Source organism: Photobacterium sp. GB-36, assembly GCF_003026135.1.
GTDB lineage: Bacteria > Pseudomonadota > Gammaproteobacteria > Enterobacterales > Vibrionaceae > Photobacterium.
The window spans coordinates 87136-105283 of sequence record NZ_PYNY01000005.1 but is presented as its reverse complement, the minus strand read 5'-3'; the positions used below and the strand labels follow the sequence as shown (position 1 = coordinate 105283).

17 protein-coding genes are annotated in these 18148 nt (G+C 42.5%); 8 read left to right on the top strand and 9 right to left on the bottom strand.

All coding sequences use genetic code 11. From position 1 onward, the window contains the following. Positions 1 to 23 precede the first annotated feature (23 nt). The 4 genes from C9J46_RS06780 to C9J46_RS06765 all read left to right on the top strand — a co-directional run bounded on the left by C9J46_RS06780 (position 24) and on the right by C9J46_RS06765 (position 5273). Positions 24 to 1253 carry an ammonium transporter gene (locus tag C9J46_RS06780; protein WP_107206573.1) on the top strand — a complete coding sequence of 410 codons (1230 nt, stop codon included), beginning with the start codon at positions 24 to 26 and terminating at the stop codon, positions 1251 to 1253. A gap of 175 nt (positions 1254 to 1428) precedes the next feature. Beyond that, positions 1429 to 2442 (top strand): Fe(3+) ABC transporter substrate-binding protein, encoded by a 1014-nt coding sequence (locus C9J46_RS06775; protein WP_107260197.1) that lies wholly within the window; start codon positions 1429 to 1431, stop codon positions 2440 to 2442. A 165-nt stretch (positions 2443 to 2607) separates the two neighbouring features. Then, complete coding sequence (locus C9J46_RS06770) at positions 2608 to 4236, top strand: iron ABC transporter permease (RefSeq protein WP_107290684.1); 1629 nt, start codon at positions 2608 to 2610, stop codon at positions 4234 to 4236. Then, entirely contained in the window at positions 4236 to 5273 is a 1038-nt protein-coding gene (locus tag C9J46_RS06765) for an ABC transporter ATP-binding protein (protein ID WP_107206576.1), read from the top strand. Before C9J46_RS06770 ends, C9J46_RS06765 begins: the two co-directional genes overlap by 1 nt. 82 nt (positions 5274 to 5355) lie before the next feature. Here C9J46_RS06765 and C9J46_RS06760 read toward each other — a convergent pair whose 3' ends face one another. Further along, the gene (locus tag C9J46_RS06760; RefSeq protein ID WP_107206577.1) at positions 5356 to 5964 is read right to left on the bottom strand and encodes a TetR/AcrR family transcriptional regulator; all 609 of its coding nucleotides are present in this window, start codon (positions 5962 to 5964) and stop codon (positions 5356 to 5358) included. Positions 5965 to 6188: 224 nt separating this feature from the next. On the opposite strand from C9J46_RS06760, the gene hpt reads away from it, so the two are divergent. Further along, positions 6189 to 6716: a hypoxanthine phosphoribosyltransferase gene (hpt, locus tag C9J46_RS06755; RefSeq protein WP_107206578.1), complete on the top strand. Its 528-nt coding sequence runs from the start codon at positions 6189 to 6191 to the stop codon at positions 6714 to 6716. Between the two features lie 49 nt (positions 6717 to 6765). Here hpt and can read toward each other — a convergent pair whose 3' ends face one another. Continuing rightward, positions 6766 to 7455, bottom strand: coding sequence for a carbonate dehydratase (gene can / locus C9J46_RS06750; protein WP_107260195.1), 690 nt, complete (start codon positions 7453 to 7455; stop codon positions 6766 to 6768). A gap of 117 nt (positions 7456 to 7572) precedes the next feature. On the opposite strand from can, the gene C9J46_RS06745 reads away from it, so the two are divergent. Together C9J46_RS06745 and C9J46_RS06740 are read left to right on the top strand one after the other, a co-directional pair. After that, the gene (locus tag C9J46_RS06745; protein WP_107260193.1) at positions 7573 to 8505 is read left to right on the top strand and encodes an ABC transporter ATP-binding protein; all 933 of its coding nucleotides are present in this window, start codon (positions 7573 to 7575) and stop codon (positions 8503 to 8505) included. Further along, complete coding sequence (locus C9J46_RS06740; protein ID WP_107206580.1) at positions 8502 to 9272, top strand: ABC transporter permease; 771 nt, start codon at positions 8502 to 8504, stop codon at positions 9270 to 9272. The genes C9J46_RS06745 and C9J46_RS06740 overlap by 4 nt, the downstream gene beginning before the upstream one ends. Before the next feature lie 69 nt (positions 9273 to 9341). Here the strand turns inward: C9J46_RS06740 and panC are convergent, their stop codons facing one another. From panC to sfsA, 7 genes are all read right to left on the bottom strand, one after another. Next, entirely contained in the window at positions 9342 to 10229 is an 888-nt protein-coding gene (gene panC, locus C9J46_RS06735; protein ID WP_107206581.1) for a pantoate--beta-alanine ligase, read from the bottom strand. Between the two features lie 10 nt (positions 10230 to 10239). Beyond that, positions 10240 to 11034, bottom strand: coding sequence for a 3-methyl-2-oxobutanoate hydroxymethyltransferase (panB, locus tag C9J46_RS06730; RefSeq protein ID WP_107206582.1), 795 nt, complete (start codon positions 11032 to 11034; stop codon positions 10240 to 10242). Positions 11035 to 11059: 25 nt separating this feature from the next. Then, positions 11060 to 11545, bottom strand: a complete 486-nt coding sequence (gene folK, locus C9J46_RS06725; protein WP_107260190.1) for a 2-amino-4-hydroxy-6-hydroxymethyldihydropteridine diphosphokinase — start codon at positions 11543 to 11545, stop codon at positions 11060 to 11062. Then, a complete protein-coding gene (gene pcnB / locus C9J46_RS06720; protein WP_255419021.1) occupies positions 11542 to 12975 on the bottom strand; it encodes a polynucleotide adenylyltransferase PcnB in 1434 nt (477 codons plus the stop codon). Before pcnB ends, folK begins: the two co-directional genes overlap by 4 nt. A gap of 54 nt (positions 12976 to 13029) precedes the next feature. Further along, entirely contained in the window at positions 13030 to 13914 is an 885-nt protein-coding gene (gene gluQRS / locus C9J46_RS06715) for a tRNA glutamyl-Q(34) synthetase GluQRS (protein ID WP_107206585.1), read from the bottom strand. A gap of 311 nt (positions 13915 to 14225) precedes the next feature. Continuing rightward, positions 14226 to 14675 (bottom strand): RNA polymerase-binding protein DksA, encoded by a 450-nt coding sequence (gene dksA, locus C9J46_RS06710; RefSeq protein ID WP_006647288.1) that lies wholly within the window; start codon positions 14673 to 14675, stop codon positions 14226 to 14228. Between the two features lie 129 nt (positions 14676 to 14804). Beyond that, positions 14805 to 15518, bottom strand: coding sequence for a DNA/RNA nuclease SfsA (sfsA, locus tag C9J46_RS06705; RefSeq protein ID WP_107260185.1), 714 nt, complete (start codon positions 15516 to 15518; stop codon positions 14805 to 14807). 113 nt (positions 15519 to 15631) lie between these two features. Here sfsA and hrpB point away from each other — a divergent pair, with 113 nt between their 5' ends. Next, positions 15632 to 18130 (top strand): ATP-dependent helicase HrpB, encoded by a 2499-nt coding sequence (gene hrpB / locus C9J46_RS06700; RefSeq protein ID WP_107290683.1) that lies wholly within the window; start codon positions 15632 to 15634, stop codon positions 18128 to 18130. The last annotated feature ends 18 nt before the right edge of the window (positions 18131 to 18148 follow it).

Here is an 18148-nt window from a genome sequence, read left to right as displayed (position 1 = left end):
TGGGTTATTAGGGGAAGACGACCATGGAATTATCAACAACAGTAATAGAATTACGTTATGCGTTAGACACATTTTTCTTTTTGCTCTCTGGCGCATTAGTGATGTGGATGGCGGCAGGTTTTGCGATGTTAGAAGCAGGCCTTGTACGTTCGAAAAACACCACTGAAATTTTAACTAAAAATATCTGTTTATACGCTATCGCTTGTACCATGTATCTACTGGTTGGTTACAACATTATGTACGTCGATAATAGTGCGGGTGGTTGGTTACCCTCGTTTGGAGCATTAATTGGTACGCAAGCTGAAGGCGCTGATCACTCTTTAGAATCTGACTTCTTTTTCCAAGTTGTCTTCGTTGCGACTGCGATGTCTGTTGTTTCTGGTGCGGTAGCTGAACGTATGAAGCTATGGTCATTCTTAATCTTTTCTGTAGTGCTAACAGCGGTTATCTATCCTGTAGAAGGTTACTGGACATGGGGTGGTGGTTTCCTATCAGAAGCAGGCTTTAGCGACTTTGCAGGTTCAGGTATTGTACATATGGCAGGAGCTGCAGCAGCACTAGCGGGTGTATTGTTACTGGGAGCACGTAAAGGTAAGTATGGTAAAAATGGCGAGATTTACCCAATTCCGGGTTCAAACATGCCACTTGCGACATTAGGTACATTTATTCTGTGGTTCGGTTGGTTTGGTTTCAACGGCGGTTCACAGTTAATGGTATCTGACTTTGAAAACGCAACGGCTGTTGGTCAAATTTTCCTAAATACGAATGCCGCAGCTGCCGCTGGTGCCATTGCAGCACTAGCAGTATGTAAAACAACATGGGGTAAAGCTGATTTAACTATGGTGTTAAACGGCGCGTTAGCCGGTCTTGTAGCTATCACGGCAGATCCATTATCGCCATCACCTGTTGCTGCGTTAATTATTGGTGTGGTTGCTGGTGCATTAGTTGTGTTTAGTATCATTGCGCTTGATAAAGTGAAGATTGATGATCCAGTAGGTGCGATTTCAGTACACGGTGTATGTGGTTTATTTGGTCTAATGGTCGTGCCATTTAGTAATGCTGATGCAAGCTTTATGACTCAGTTATTTGGTGCTGCGGTTATCTTCGGTTGGGTGTTTGCAGCAAGTTTAGCGGTATGGGGTGTACTAAAAGTCACGGTTGGTATTCGCGTAACAGAAGAGGAAGAACTGGAAGGTATGGATTCACATGATTGTGGTGTTGACGCCTACCCAGAATTTGTTAGCGTGAAATAAAATATAAGTAATTGATTAATTTATAGATAAAAACTCGCCACCTAGAAATGGGTGGCGAGTTTTATTTTTGATTGTAATAAATTGTAACTACTGGATTGCGAAGGTAAGTGTTTTACGTATAATGAATCTTATTGAGAAACGTTATCATTACATTTTGCATTTAAGGGAATAATCAATGAAAAAGCTTTTAGCTTCAGCAATCCTTATGGGTTTAGCCGCTCCTCAAGTTGCCACTGCGGCTGAAGAGGTTAATGTTTATTCATACCGCCAACCTTTCTTAGTTGAGCCTATGTTTAACGAATTCACAAAAGAAACTGGTATTAAAGTTAATGTGAAGTTTGCTAAAAAAGGTCTTGCTGAAAAGCTTGAGCAAGAAGGTGAATACAGCCCTGCTGATGTTGTCCTAACAACCGATATTAGCCGTTTGGTAGAGCTATCTGATAAGAAATTAGTTCAGCCAGTGGATAGCAAGCTGATTGATGGTAATGTTCCTGCACAGTTTCGTGATAACGAAGATGAGTGGTTTGCTCTAACATTGCGTACGCGAAACGTATATTCATCAAAAGATCGTGTAGGTAAGCTACCAGCGTCTTTTGATTATGCTGATTTAGCAAAGCCTGAGTGGAAAGGTAAAATTTGTACACGTTCAGGTAAGCACCCATACAATGTTTCACTCGTTTCATCGATGATTGCACATTACGGCGAAGCAGAAACGAAAAAATGGTTAGAAGGTGTGAAAGCAAACCTTGCTCGTAAACCTCAAGGTAACGACCGCGGACAAGTTAAAGCGGTTAAAGAAGGCCTATGTGATTTAGCGATTGGTAACAGCTACTACCTAGGTAAGATGGTTAACGATGAAAACCAAAAACCATGGGCTGAAGCGGTTTATATTAATTTCCCTGGTCAAGAAGGTAATGGTACGCACGTTAACGTAAGTGGAATGGCAATGGCGAAATACGCGCCAAACCAAGCTAACGCACTTAAGTTAATGGAATTCTTAACGTCTGATAAAGCACAAGAAATGTACGCTGAAGTGAACTATGAATACCCAGTTAAAGAGGGTGTGAAGCGCTCAGAACTTGTGGCATCTTGGGGTGATTTTAAAGCTGATGATGTATCACTAGACAAGATTGCACAGTACCACAATGCAGCAACAAAACTGCTGGATGAAGTGAAGTTTGATCTGTAATTAGTTACAAAATAAATGGGGTGCTAAGCCCCATTTTTGCATCATGCTTGGTAAATTTCACAATAAGTTGTGGTAGTTTCCTCTTCCCATCACTAGGGAATGTCGATACTTAATCTTGCCGTTTTTCTTATGGTTGAGATATTGGAAAATACTAAGTAGTAGTCAATGAAAGAAAAGTTTTTGTTCTGGAAAGCCGGTAGTTGGACCTTTGCTCTGCTACTGGTTTTTCCCATTCTGGCAATATTTTTTACCGCAATGGGTAATTCAGATGAGGTGTTTGGTCACCTAATGAATACGGTGATGCCTACCTATGCCTTTAATACTGTTGCTTTAGTTTTTGGCACGGTACTGTTATCTCTGTGCTTCGGTCTTCCTACTGCTTGGTTAATGGCAATGTGCCGCTTACCAACTGAAAAAACACTTCAATGGGCACTTGTTTTACCTTTAGCTATGCCCGGCTATATTGTTGGTTACCTCTATACTAATTGGTTTGACTACGCGGGCCCAATTCAGATTTTTTTACGTAGTATGTTCGGCTGGCAGCATGTTAGTGACTACTGGTTTCCTGACCTTCGCTCATTAGGCGGGGCATGTTTTGTTTTAGCATTAGTACTGTATCCTTATATTTATCTTCTTGTTCGTGCTGCTTTTATGGAGCAGAGCGTCAGCTTATTGCAATCAGCACGTTTGCTTCGTTGCACACCCTGGGAAAGTTTCCGCCGTATTTCACTGCCGTTAGCACGTCCGGCTATTGCTGTTGGGGTGTCGCTTGTGGCGATGGAAGCATTAGGAGATTTTGGTACGGTTAGTTACTTTGCCGTTAATACACTAACGACAGCGGTTTATGATACGTGGCTAGGTTATTCTAATCTTTATGCTGCCGCGAAAATCTCAGCCATCATGTTGCTTGTTATTTTCTTTTTGATCAGTTGTGAGCGTTTCAGTCGTCGTAAGCAAAAGATGTTTCAACATCAATGCGATAACGATGGGGATGTTAAGTACAACTTAAGAGGATGGAAAAAGTGGCTAGCACTCGTATGGTGTTGGGGGCTTGTTGGCTGTGCTTTTATTTTTCCTCTGTTACAACTGGGTTATTACGCTGTTGAGTATTTTAGCCAAAGTTGGACGCCTGAATTTAAACAGTACAGCTTAAATAGCTTATTTGTCTCGATTACTGCTGCTGTTATAGCGGTAATTTTAGGGCTTTTGGTTAACTTTTATCGACGCCTTGATGGTAACGGTCTTAGCCAAATACCAATCCGTTTATCGTCATTAGGCTACGCAGTACCGGGTACTGTGTTGGCGATAGGGGTGATGATCCCACTAACCAGTGCTGATCATCTGGTTAATGATATTGCGATGAGCTTAGGGCTAGGTCGTCCGGGGTTAATTTTCTCAGGCTCGATATTCGCGATTATTTTTGCCTTTGTGGTCCGTTTTGCTGCCGTTGCGATTGGTAGCATTGAAACAAGTTTAACCAAAGTATCGCCATCATTAGATATGGCGTCGAAAACCATGGGTTATGCCTCAACGGCGATGTTGAGAAAAGTCCATTTGCCGTTAATACGTCGGGGTTGTTTAATTGCGGGGTTACTGGTGTTTATTGAGTCGATGAAAGAGCTCAATGCAGCTTTGTTGCTGCGGCCATTTAATTTTGAAACCTTAGCGACTTACGTATTTAATTTTGCGTCAGATGAACAGCTAGAGCTAGCTGCATTACCGGCTATTTTGCTGGTGGTTGTGGGTTTAATTCCCTTGGTATTGGTTAACCGATCTTTGGAGCAAAAGAACTAATGAAACATGCATTATCTGTCAGCGGCTTAACCTGTAGTTACCATGGTCAGGCTGTGTTGCAAGACTTATCGTTAGCGGTTAACTCAGGTGAGATCGTTTGTCTGCTAGGCGCAAGTGGCTGTGGTAAGACAACGCTGTTAAAAGCGATTGCAGGATTGCTGCCTTTAGAACAAGGCTTAATGTCGATTAATGGGCGGACAATTGTTGATAAGCAGCAATGGGTACCACCAGAAAAACGTAATATTGGGATGATTTTCCAAGACTATGCCTTGTTCCCGCATTTAACCGTGGCGCAAAATATTGCCTTTGGTCTACGCCATTGGGATAAAGCCCGTACAGACGCCAAGATCCAAGAAATGTTAACCTTGGTGCATTTAACAGGGTTAGAGGATCGTTATCCACACCAATTATCAGGAGGACAACAGCAACGTGTCGCGATTGCTCGGGCACTGGCGTGTGAGCCTGATTTGATTTTGTTAGATGAGCCATTTTCTAACATAGATACACAAGTACGACATAGTTTGATTCGTGATATTCGAAAAATCTTTAAAGCGCAGGGAGTGACAGCGATCTTTGTTACCCATAGCCGTGAAGAAGCTTTCGCTTTTGCTGATAAAATGGCAGTAATGAATCATGGTGTGATTGAACAATTTGGTAGTGCTACAGAGTTGTATTATCAGCCAAGTAGTCGATTTGTTGCTGATTTCCTCGGTACCGGGTCTTACCTTCCAGCGACGGTAAAAAATCAAACGCGTTTGCTGACACCATTAGGTGAGTTAGCGTTAGCGTCTAATGAAACGTTACTTGATGAGACGTCAGTTGATTGGCTATTAAGGCCACAAAACTTGCGTGTCATGCTACAAAACGATGGTGATGGTGAAATTATCGAACAACAATTCATGGGAGATAGCTGTCGTTACACGGTTGATTTTTCAGGTTATAAATTGATTGTTAATTCAAATTTATTGATGAATGTTGGCGATCGTGTTGCAGTTGAAGTTGAGCCCCATTTACCAGTGGTGTTTGCGGTTGCGTAGCTGTTTGCAAAGAGATAGTTGAGCTCAATTTTGCTAATAATAAAGCCTGCATGATGCAGGCTTTATTATTTATGCACTTGAATTAGCGATTTAAAGCTAATGCTTCAAGGTAGATTTCAGCTTGTTCTTGGAGTGCAGTTTGATCTGGCAGTAAATTAGCTTGGATATAAATTACGTAACAAATACCGTGTAATAATTTCGCTAAATCATCGGCTTTTTGTGCGGTAGTAATTTCACCGTTATCGATAGCTTGGGCAAACGCATCACGTACTTTATGAAGGTTATTACGGTTGGTTTCAACAAATTGTGGCCATACTTCATCACGTACCGAAGTACTCCATTCAAACCATACTTTAATCCAATCTTGTTGCTCTAAAACTGTATCGATAAGATTGTGGCTAATGCAGGTTAAACGTGCATGCAGTGTCTTGTTTTTATCACCCAAACATTCTTCTAGTAATGCACTAAACTCGTTTTCAACTTCAATGAGTACTTGTTCAACCAGTGACTCACGGGTTGGAAAGTAATTAAACACAGTTGCAACGGAAACGTTTGCCATTTCAGCGATATCAGCATGCCCTGCACGACCGATACCTCTTCTGGCAAAAACTTCTAATGAGTAATCAAGAAGTTGTTGTCTTCTCTTTTCAGGTGAAAGACGAGTACGGGTTTTTTTTGTAATCGTATCCATAATTAATAATCCCTAGCCTAAGAATAAAAACTGTTTATGCATCTGCTTTAATAAAGCTAGGTTACATAATAAACAACTGTTCGGCAAATATAACTAATCTAAAGTGTTTCGGATTATTGACACTATTGATTAAATAACCATTATTTCTGAGGAGTGGTACAATGCGATTCCTTTGAAATAAGTAGCCTGTGATGGCTAGTGCAGTCGCACAAGTGGAGAAGAAAATGAAACATACAATTGAAGTAATGATTTCTGAGCAGGAAGTTCAAGAACGTGTTAAAGAGCTAGGCAAGCAAATTACTGAGTGTTACAAAGATTCAAAAGATCTAGTGATGGTAGGTTTATTGCGTGGTTCTTTTGTGTTCATGGCAGATCTTGCACGTGCGATTGACTTGCCTCATGAAGTCGATTTTATGACTGCATCAAGCTACGGTAATACGATGGAAAGTAGTCGTGATGTGCGGATTTTGAAAGATCTTGATGATGACATCAAAGGCAAAGATGTACTGCTGGTAGAAGATATTATCGATACCGGTAATACATTACATAAAGTGTACGAGATCTTATCGCTGCGTGAACCTAACTCGATTCGTATCTGTACCTTACTTGATAAGCCAGAGCGTCGTGAAGTGGACGTGAAAGTTGATTGGCACGGTTTTGTTATTCCTGATGAATTCGTTGTGGGTGTCGGTATCGACTACGCACAAAAATACCGTCATTTACCTTTCATCGGTAAAGTGGTTCCGGAATAAAAAAAAGCGACCTGATGGTCGCTTTTTTTATCATGATCGATTCTAAAGCTTAGTTAGTTTTTTCAGAAATATGATCATTGATAGACTGTTCTAACGGTGGCAGCAGTGAAGACATTGCCGATTGGTAGCCGACTTCAAGTGTTTCACGACTGGTTGAGGTAACACCAAGATCTTTAAGTACGCCATTGCTTGTACTATAGATCCAACCATGGATCTTCACTTCTTGTCCGCGTTCCCATGCTTGCTGCAGGATCGTAGAGTTACCTAGGTTATAAACCTGAGAAGCCACGTTGATCTCGGACAGTTTATCATCCCACTCTTGGCGAGGAAGGGCACCTAAATCAGTACGGTGCTTTAAGTAAAGGTCGCGAATATGCAGTAGCCAGTTATTGATTAAACCTAGCTGTGGGTTTTCAATGGCTGCGGTAACGCCACCACAGCCATAGTGACCACAGATAATAATATGTTTCACCTTCAGTACATCAACAGCATACTGAACCACGGATAAACAGTTAAGATCGGTGTGGATCACTTGGTTGGCTACATTTCGGTGGACGAATAATTCACCAGAGACAAGTCCCGTTAAACGTTCTGCGGGAACACGACTGTCTGAACAACCGATCCAAAGGTATTGTGGATGTTGTCCTTTTGCCAGTTCGGTAAAGTAGTCAGGATCTTCATTTTTAATGTTCTCTGACCAAGATAGGTTGTTTGCGAAGAGCTGCTTAATATCTGCCATGATGATACCTTATATTGATATGTTCCTTACTATACACAAGCTTCGCTAATAGCAAATCGGATTAGTGATAGATAATTAATAATTCCTTTTAATTTTGTAACAGAAAGATTGCAATTTATGAACGCTTTAGAAATAAAAAATGTAAGAAAAACTTACAAAGGCGGTGTGGAAGCTTTAAAGAATATGAGCTTAACCGTTGATGAAGGGGATTTTTTTGCGTTATTAGGGCCTAATGGTGCGGGAAAATCGACCACTATTGGCATCATTAGCTCACTGGTGAATAAGACCTCGGGCTCGGTAAAAATCTTTGGTTATGATTTAGACTCTGAAAAAGTCGATGCGAAAAACCAGCTAGGGTTAGTGCCACAAGAATTTAATTTCAATCCTTTTGAAACGGTTGAGCAAATCGTGATTAACCAAGCGGGTTATTACGGTGTAGAGCGATCGCTTGCTAAAGAGCGTGCTAAGAAATATTTATCACAGCTTGATTTATGGGGTAAGCGCAGTGAGCGTGCGCGTAATTTATCCGGTGGGATGAAGCGTCGATTAATGATCGCTCGTGCATTAATGCATGAACCTAAGTTGCTGATTTTAGATGAGCCAACCGCGGGTGTCGATATTGAATTACGCCGATCTATGTGGACGTTTTTACGTAAAATAAACCAAGAAGGGGTGACGATTATTCTTACCACTCACTACTTGGAAGAAGCCGAAATGCTGTGTCGTAATATCGGTATTATTAATCATGGTGAATTGATTGAGCATACCTCAATGAAACACTTATTGGGAAAGCTTGAATTAGAAACGTTTATTTTAGATATCAACCCGCAACAGACGCCACCAAACCTGATTGGCTTCAATAGCCTATTGGTTGATAGTGCGACGTTGGAAATTGAACTGAAAAAAGGCGAAAGTTTAAATCCTGTATTTAGTCAATTAACAGAGCAAGGGATTGAGGTTAAATCGATGCGCAATAAGAGTAACCGTTTAGAGGAATTGTTTGTCACTTTGGTACACCAAGCACAGAATAATAAAGGGGTTGAGGCGTGAAGAAACAATATTGGATCGCTTTTAAAAGCTTAATTGCCAAAGAAATCCATCGATTTACACGTATTTGGGTGCAAACGTTAGTCCCACCTGCCATTACCATGACCTTGTATTTCATTATTTTTGGTAACTTAATTGGTAGCCGAATAGGTGATATGGAAGGGTTTAGTTATATGGCCTATATCGTTCCAGGTTTGATCATGATGTCAGTGATCACTAATTCTTATTCTAATGTAGCGTCTTCTTTTTTTAGTGCTAAATTTCAGCACAACATTGAAGAGTTATTGGTTGCGCCAGTTCCTAACTACATCATTATTGCCGGTTATGTCGGTGGTGGTGTACTACGTGGTTTAGCCGTAGGGACATTAGTTACGATTGTATCATTGTTGTTTGTAAAGCTTCACATTGCACATATTGGTGTGATTGTAGCCACCGTGGTAATGACATCTATCGTGTTCTCATTAGGCGGTTTAATTAATGCGGTATTTGCCCGCACGTTTGATGATATCAGTATTATTCCAACGTTCGTGCTAACGCCGTTGACCTATCTTGGTGGGGTGTTTTACTCGATCAATCTACTGCCTGAATTTTGGCAAGGTGTATCGAAGATCAACCCAATCGTTTATATGGTGAATGCCTTCCGTTACGGCTTTCTTGGCGTCTCTGATGTGGGAATTGGTACATCGTTTGCTGTATTGAGTGTTTTTGTTATTGCGTTGTATAGCGTGGCATACTATCTAATATCACGCGGTATTGGATTACGTTCATAACGTGATATTTGAGATAAAAAAATACCGCTTAATGAGCGGTATTTTTTTATTAATCGTTATTACTAACGTTTATTCAGCGACATCTTCATCTGATGTTTGAGTCGGTCCCAAGTCAACAACTTGGTTATCAATCAGGCGGACTTTACCTAATTGAGATGACATCAAGATCACTGCTTGCTGAGTTCCTTCGGTTACAGGCAGTAAGGTGACTGCATCACGAATGAAACATTTATCAGGCTGTAAACCTGCCGCACGTAATTGATCATTGGCATCGATTACAAGCTCGTCATAGTCAGTGCGACCACCACGCATTTGGCTACTGACCCAACGCATAGTACGGGCAAGTACTGGCGCTCGTTGACGTTCATCAACGGTTAGTTTGCCATTGCGCGAGCTCATGGCTAAACCGTCCATTTCACGTACTGTAGGTACACCAACAATTTTGATATCAAGCTCAAGGTCGATAACCATTTGACGAATAAGCGCCAATTGTTGGAAGTCTTTTTCACCAAAGCAGGCTACATCTGGCTGAACAATATTAAAAAGTTTATTAACTATGGTTGCTACACCACGAAAATGACCAGGACGTAATTCGCCTTCTAAGATGCTAGATAGGACTGGCACTTCAACAAATGTTTGATTGTCTAAGCCGGCAGGGTACATCACCTCTGGCGTTGGTGTGAATACCACATCAACCATATTTTGTTGACTTAGTTTTGCAATATCTTGCTCTAACGTACGTGGGTACGTTTGTAGATCTTCTGCCTTATCAAACTGCATTGGATTAACAAAGATACTAGCAACAACAACATCGGCATGTTTACGTGCTTTACGCATTAGCGTTAAGTGGCCTTCATGCAAATTACCCATTGTTGGAACAAAAGCGATACGGCGACCCTCACGGCGCCAGGTACGAATTTGCTCTCTTAGTGGGGCAATCTCGGCGAATGTTTGCATCTTTTATTCCTTATTCAAAGGTATGTTGAGAGCCTGGAAATTCACCTGTCTCAACATCTTTAATATATTTAGTGACAGCCGCACGCATGTCGCCAGTTTCTGCGAGGAAGTTTTTCGAGAACTTCGGCATATAATTGGCAGAAATACCGAACATATCGTGCATAACTAGAATTTGACCATCGGTACTGTTACCTGCACCAATACCAATCACAGGGATCTCTACTGCTTTGGTAATGCGCTCAGCAAGGCTAGCTGGTACACATTCAAGAACAATGATCTGTGCGCCTGCATTTTTTAATAGGATAGCGTCTTTAACCATTTCATCGGCTTTGTCGAGATCACGGCCTTGTACTTTGTATCCACCAAAAATATTGACTGATTGTGGTGTTAAACCGAGGTGAGCACAAACAGGGACGGCACGTTCAGCTAGCATAGAAATGGTATCTGCTAACCATGCACCGCCTTCTAGTTTGACCATATTAGCGCCAGCACGCATTAGCTTTGCTGCATTTTCACAAGCTTGTTCTGGCGTTGCATAACTCATAAATGGCATATCAGCCATCAGTAATGCATTGGGGCTACCCGCACGAACACTACGCGTGTGGTAAGCGATTTCTTCTACAGTAACAGGAAGCGTATCTTCACGGCCTTGTAAAACCATGCCAAGAGAATCACCAACCAGTAATACTGGCATTTCCTGCTGCTCAAATAATTGAGCAAAACTTGCATCGTATGCAGTGACTGATGCGAACTTACGACCTTCTTGCTTCCATTTCATGAGATCGTTGATAGTAATTTTCTTCATAGCTTTTCCTCGCCCTGATAGATTTTTATTTTTGCCAGATAGCTAAGCCATTTAGGTCTACCTGATCCAATAGAGTGGATAAAGGGGTGTTGTCAGGTAGGGTTAACTTAGGGCTTATCTCAGCTAACGGGTAGAGTACAAATTCTCGTACTTTCATACCGTAATGTGGAACGGTTAAACGTTCGCAGTGGTGCATAAGATCACCGTATAACAGAATGTCGAGATCCAAGGTTCTTGGCCCCCAACGTTCATTTTTACGTACTCGACCATGTTCAAGTTCAATGGCTTGGGTTTGATCAAGTAATGCGAGTGGCGCTAAATCGGTATCGATTGCTACCACGGCATTGATATAATCGGGTTGGTTCTGCGGTCCCATCGGTGTACTGCTATATAGGGATGACACTGCAACGACCGTCATATCGGGATGTGCGTGTAACGCATCAATGGCGCTATTAGCTTGGGCGATAGGATCGCCCAAGTTACTGCCTATTGCGATATAAGCTCGGATCATGATGATTTCGGCTGTGGCTTTTTACGGCGTTGCTGCGGACGGCGACGACGTGGGCGACGACTGCCACTTTCATTCAGGTTTAGCACCATTTTACCGCGTTGGTTGCGATCCACGTTTTGGAATTCACTCCACCATTGCGCTAACTCTTTAACATCATGACCTTCAAATAGGGCACGCATTTCTAAGAAGTCGTAAGCGGCACGGAATTTAGGATGTTCCATGGTTTTAAACGCACGCTTGCCACTGCGACGAGCAAAACGTAATTGCTGTTGCCAAATATCGCGAACTGTCGTGGTATGGCGGCGTGGGATCGCAATCGTACGAACTTGATCATCAAGAATATCGTTACTAGCCATCATAAAGGCGTCGTAGAACGATAAACCACTGGCAAAAGACACTTCTTCTGCTCGGATCATCATTGGATACCAGAGCATTGCCGCATAGATAAAGGCAGGGTTTACGCGTTTATCTTCTGCAATACGCTTATCGGTAGATGCCAAGATGTGCTCAATCATCTTCTCTGTTTGGCTGCTATTATCTTCAGTAAAGTGCTCGGCCAAAATAGGGAAAAGTTGTTGGAACAGGTTGTATTCGCGTAGCATACGGTAGGTTTCTAAACCTTGCCCTGATTGCAGCAGTTTGAGGCTTTCTTCGAACAAACGTGCCGATGGAATATCTAGCATGAGTGGCGCAAGATCTTTGATCGGTGCTGCCGTTGCAGGATCTATTTCCATGTCTAGTTTCACCGCGAAACGTACTGCGCGTAGCATACGTACAGGATCTTCACGGTAACGGGTTTCAGGATCACCCATTAAGCGAACAATACGATTGTTAAGATCGTGAACACCGTTGGCGTAATCGGTCACCGTAAAATCTTTCACACTGTAATAAAGTGCGTTGATGGTGAAATCACGACGCTCTGCATCTTCTTCGATCGTGCCGTAGACGTTGTCACGAAGTAACATACCTTCTTGGCTACGCGACGAGATTTGCGGTTTTTGTTTGCTATCTTTTGGTGTCGTCGTTTGTACTGGCGCGTCGGAATGGTGTCCGCGGAATGTTGCCACTTCAATAATGTCACGACCAAATAGGATATGGGCAAGACGAAAACGACGACCAATTAAGCGACAGTTACGAAATAGCTTTTTAATGTCTTCTGGTGTTGCATTGGTTGCAATATCGAAGTCTTTAGGTTGTTTGTCTAGTAGTAAATCACGTACGCCGCCACCTACTAAGTAAGCGTCGTAACCGGCTTTGTTTAGACGATATAGTACTTTCAGCGCATTTTCGCTGATATCTTTACGTGAAATGCTGTGCTCTTGGCGTTGGTAAACTTGCAAAGTTTGTTCCTCTGGAACGCGAGTACTACTGTCGCGATTCAATACTTTACGGCAAAAGCTGGCTACTCGATTAAAGATAATACACCCCATTATGTGCATCTGGTTCAACAAACAGCCGTATATAATATATCACGGCAGACTATTTTAGAATGCTAGTGTGATAGCGGTGGTTTTTGGTAGCTTATCGAGCTGCCAATGTTCAACGCCCCACAATAAAATTTCTTCTACAGTTAGTTCAGCAAGTTCTGCTGGCGGCGCAAGGCCTAAAAACTGTAGCGCTGCAACTAAAGCCGGGCGAGGATTGTTTTTATCAATCGCTGGCGCATGGTTTTGTTTTGACAATTTATTGCCATTTTCCGTTACAGCGAGCGGTAAGTGTAAATAGCTTACAGGGGCATGACCAAGTTGTTGGTATAAGCCGATTTGACGTCCCGTAGGTTCAATTAAATCAGCACCACGAACAACTTCAGTGATCCCTTGTTCGATATCATCAAGCACAACCGCAAGATTATAAGCAAATAACCCGTCTCGACGTCGAATGATAAAATCCTCTCCCGCAACAGTCGTTGGTAGGGCGATTTGACCATGTAATTGATCATCGAAAAGAGTGATAGGTTTGTCCACTTTTAAACGAACAGCACTGTCTTTAGGCTGTTGATTGAGGTTACGACAGGTACCTGGGTAAAAACCGCCAGCTTCTTTGATTGCTTTACGACTACATTGACAATAATAAGCATCGCCTTGGGCTAACCATTGGTCGATTTGACTTTGGTATGCATCATGACGTTGGCTTTGATACATAATTCCACCGTCCCACGTAAAGCCATAAGCTTCAAGAGTACGAAGAATATCATCTGCAGCACCTGGCATTTCTCGTGGTGGGTCGAGATCTTCCATTCTGACAATCCAGCGCCCTTGGTGTGACTTGGCTTGCAAGTAGCTACCGAGTGCGGCTATCAATGATCCGAAATGAAGTGGCCCTGATGGTGATGGCGCAAAGCGTCCTATATATTGTGTCGTCTGTGTCATAAATTATGAACAATAAAGCAGCCTAGACCTGATTAGGTGACTAGGCTCGGCGTTAAAATATGTTGACCAGAGCTAGGGGATACTGCTGCAAGGCAACCCTCCAAACTGAATAAGATTCTTTACGCAGAACCTTATTCAGTTTGGTGCGAGCTAATCTTAAGCTCAATTGAGCGTGATTAGAGCGCAAGCAATGATCAACATGGATAAGTCGCGCTAATAATAGCGCGACACAAATTAAATCGCACGCTAGTGTAAACGAAAGAGGGAGCTTTCGCTCCCTCTAAAATTAGGCATTAACGCAGGCGACGTAATTAGCCAGCCATTTGCTTTTCTTTGATTTCTGCAAGTGTCTTACAGTCAATGCAAAGTTCTGCTGTTGGGCGAGCTTCTAAACGACGAATACCGATCTCGATACCGCAAGAGTCACAGAAGCCGAAATCATCTTCTTCAATGCGCTTTAGGGTTTTTTCGATTTTTTTAATCAGTTTACGTTCACGGTCACGGTTACGTAATTCAAGGCTGAATTCTTCTTCCTGAGCTGCACGATCGACAGGATCTGGGAAGTTAGCGGCCTCGTCTTGCATATGGTTTACTGTACGATCAACTTCTTCACGAAGCTGATTACGCCATGCTGAAAGAATCTTATGGAAGTGATCGCGTTGAGCTTCACCCATATACTCTTCACCAGCTTTTTCCTGGTAAGGTTCAACCCCAGCAATAGCCAGGATGCCTAGTGATTTTTTAACGTTGCTCTCTGGCATATAGCATCTCCTAATGTACCTAATAACCGTCACTGGTTAATTTTGGGCGGTATCTATAGCAGAAAGGGTTGGCTGTGGCAATTAATGTCTTTCTTCAATTCTATACCAATGTGAAGAAACCATCATTTTTTAGTTTGAATGACGAAATTCTATACAATTAGTCAGCTTGATTTGCTCTTTATTGAGCTCTGCTTTGTAGCAAAGAACCTCAACACCAGCCTTCACTGCTTGCGTTAATAGCTGAGCGTATATTGGATCAATATGATCAGCTACTGATACGTTATCAATTCCCGAATGTAATACTGCAAATAAAAGCACCGCTCTGTTGCCTTGATCAACCATCTCCATTAACTCTCTAAGGTGTTTTTGGCCTCGAGTGGTTACGGCATCAGGAAAATAACCTTGTCTATCTTTCCCTAATAAGGTGACGCTTTTTACTTCAATATAGCAGGGTGGTCGACTTTCTGACTCAAGTAATAAATCAATGCGACTATTTTCAGTGCCATATTTAACTTCAGCTCGCAGTGATGTGTAACCTGTTAGTTCATCAATTACGTCATTTTTAATGGCTTCTTCCACTAATCGATTGGCTTGAGCTGTGTTTACACAAATCCAATCATTACTCAGTGTTTGAGTGAGCTCCCAACTATTGGGGTATTTACGTTTTGGATTATCAGAGGTGGAATACCAAACGGTACTGCCAGGCTCGGCACAACCGGTCATGGCACCTGTATTAGCGCAATGGATAGTGCAAATGTCATTATTATCAAGTTCAATATCGGCTAAAAAACGCTTATAACGTTTGATCAGTTTGGCCGCTTGTAAAGGTTGCGCAAATTTCATAGTTCTCTCAGTGGCTGATTATTGTTTTTCGTTGTAGGTTACCTTTTCGCTACAATGGCAATTAAAGGCATGGCATTAGCCGATAAATTCGATCATGACATAAGGTACTTAGCTTGTCACAACTCCCAATAGTAGACGTATTACCCAATTTATTATCAGCACTGACATCTTCATCTCAACTGATTTTAAAAGCGCCACCGGGGGCAGGTAAGTCGACATTTCTACCGCTTTCATTATTACAACAAAATATGTTTACCGGACGTATTGTCATGTTAGAGCCAAGACGATTAGCTGCAAGAAATATTGCGGGATATTTAGCTCGTCAGTTAGGTGAGAAAGTTGGGGAAACGGTCGGCTTACGTGTACGAGGTGAAACCAAAGTCAGTGCAAAGACCAAGCTTGAGATTGTCACCGAGGGGGTGATGACACGGATGCTGCAACAGGATCCTGAGCTGACTGGTATTGATTTACTGATCTTCGATGAATTTCATGAGCGTTCTATTCACGCCGATACCGCATTAGCGTTAGCACTCGAAGTACAGCAAGCGCTTCGCGATGATTTAAAGATTTTGGTGATGTCAGCAACCTTATCTCAGCAAGCATTGATAGCGCTATTGCCTGAGGCAAGTTATATCGAATCACAAGGACGCTGCTTCCCTGTTGAATATCGCTACGCTGGGCAAACTGAGCCGAGAGATCTTATTGAAAAAATGGCACAAGCAATATGCCAATTACTCAACACTGAATCAGGATCTATGCTGGTATTTTTACCGGGTGTCGGCGAAATTAAACGGTTAGAGCAAGCGTTACAGGATCGTATCGACAATAAAACTATGATTTGTCCGCTCTATGGTCAATTGAGTATTGAACAGCAGCAACAAGCGATCAGTACGCCAATCAATGGGCAACGTAAAGTGGTGTTGGCGACGAATATTGCTGAAACCAGTTTAACCATTGAAGGTATTCGATTAGTGGTTGATAGCGGGTTAGAGCGCATCGCACAGTGGGATCCAAAATCAGGTATTAGCCGCTTACAGCAAGTACGTATTGCACAATCATCGGCAGAGCAACGAGCAGGACGAGCTGGACGTTTATCGGCGGGTATTTGTCTGCGAATGTACAGTGAAGAGCAACTAAAGCGTCAACCAGCAACCCCGCAGCCTGAAATTTTACGTAGCGATTTAACCTCATTGGCAATGGAATTAGTGCAGTGGGGTTGTCACGATCCCGCTGAATTACAATGGCTTGATATTCCTCCCGCAATCGCATTGCAACAATCTCGTGAATTATTGGTACAACTCGGCGCCATAGATACGCGAGGCCAACAAACTGAGCGAGGAAAATTGATTCAAGCTTTAGGTGCCGACCCTCGTCATGCCGCGATTCTGGCCTTTGCCCTTGAACGCTACCGAGCGCAACAGGATGAGACAATATTGTCGACAGCAGCCATGCTTGTGGCGTTATTAGAAGATCCGCCGCGAGGGATGGACAATCCGGATCTCGGTTTTCAATTACATTTATTGGAAAGTCAAAAGCTTGTCAAATCGGGGCATTATTGCCAGCGGGCGAAACAAACCCGACAAAAACTTTATCAACACCTTGATGACAAACCTAAGAGCACGTCATTAATAGTGAATAACCTATGGTTAGGTGCATTGTTAGCAGCAGGTTTTCCTGATCGTATTGCGATGACACGTAACTATGATGGACGTTATCAGTTGGCAAACGGCCAAGGTGTGATACTCGATGTTGATCAAAATTTAGCATCTGAACATACCTTGGTGGTGGCGGATGTGGTGAAAACACGGCAAGGTGACAGTCGAGTATTTTCTGCTGTGTCTGCTGATTTAGCCCAATTACAACTGATGCACCCTCAGTTATTTACCAAGAAAGACTGGCTGGATTGGGATGATAAAAAAGGGCGCTTAAGTGCTGAGCATCGGATCTATTGTGGCAAACTCATCGTTAGTCGAGATATTGCTGCCGATCCTGATCCCGCGCTTACCAGTGAAGCGTTGGTTAATGCAATAAAACGCAAAGGGTTATCGGTATTAACGTGGACAGATAAAGCCACTTCGTTGCTGACACGTGCACGTTGTGCTGCTCGCTGGTTACCTGAACTTGAACTTCCTGCATTAGATGAAACAGATTTACTTGAAGCGGCTGATCGTTGGTTACTGCCTTATATGAATGGGATCAAAACCATGAAAGGTGTCGCTAAGTTAGATGTAGTTAGCGCATTAGAAGCGTATTTAGGTTGGGATAAAAAGCAACAAGTCGATTTGCTACTGCCTACGCATTATCAAGTACCAACAGGGACGACGATAAAGATCCGATATCATGAGCAACAGCAACCCGTGCTTGCGGTGAAGTTACAAGAAATGTTTGGTGAAAAAGTGTCGCCTTGTATTGCTAATGGCAAAGTGGCATTGGTATTGGAATTATTGTCTCCCGCACAAAGGCCACTGCAAATTACCCAAGACTTAGCTGCTTTTTGGCAGGGCTCTTATAAGGAAGTACAAAAGGAAATGAAAGGTCGATACCCTAAACACCCATGGCCGGACGATCCTGCTAATCATGTACCTACACGTAAAACCAAAAAGTATATCTAGCAATAGACCTGTATATAT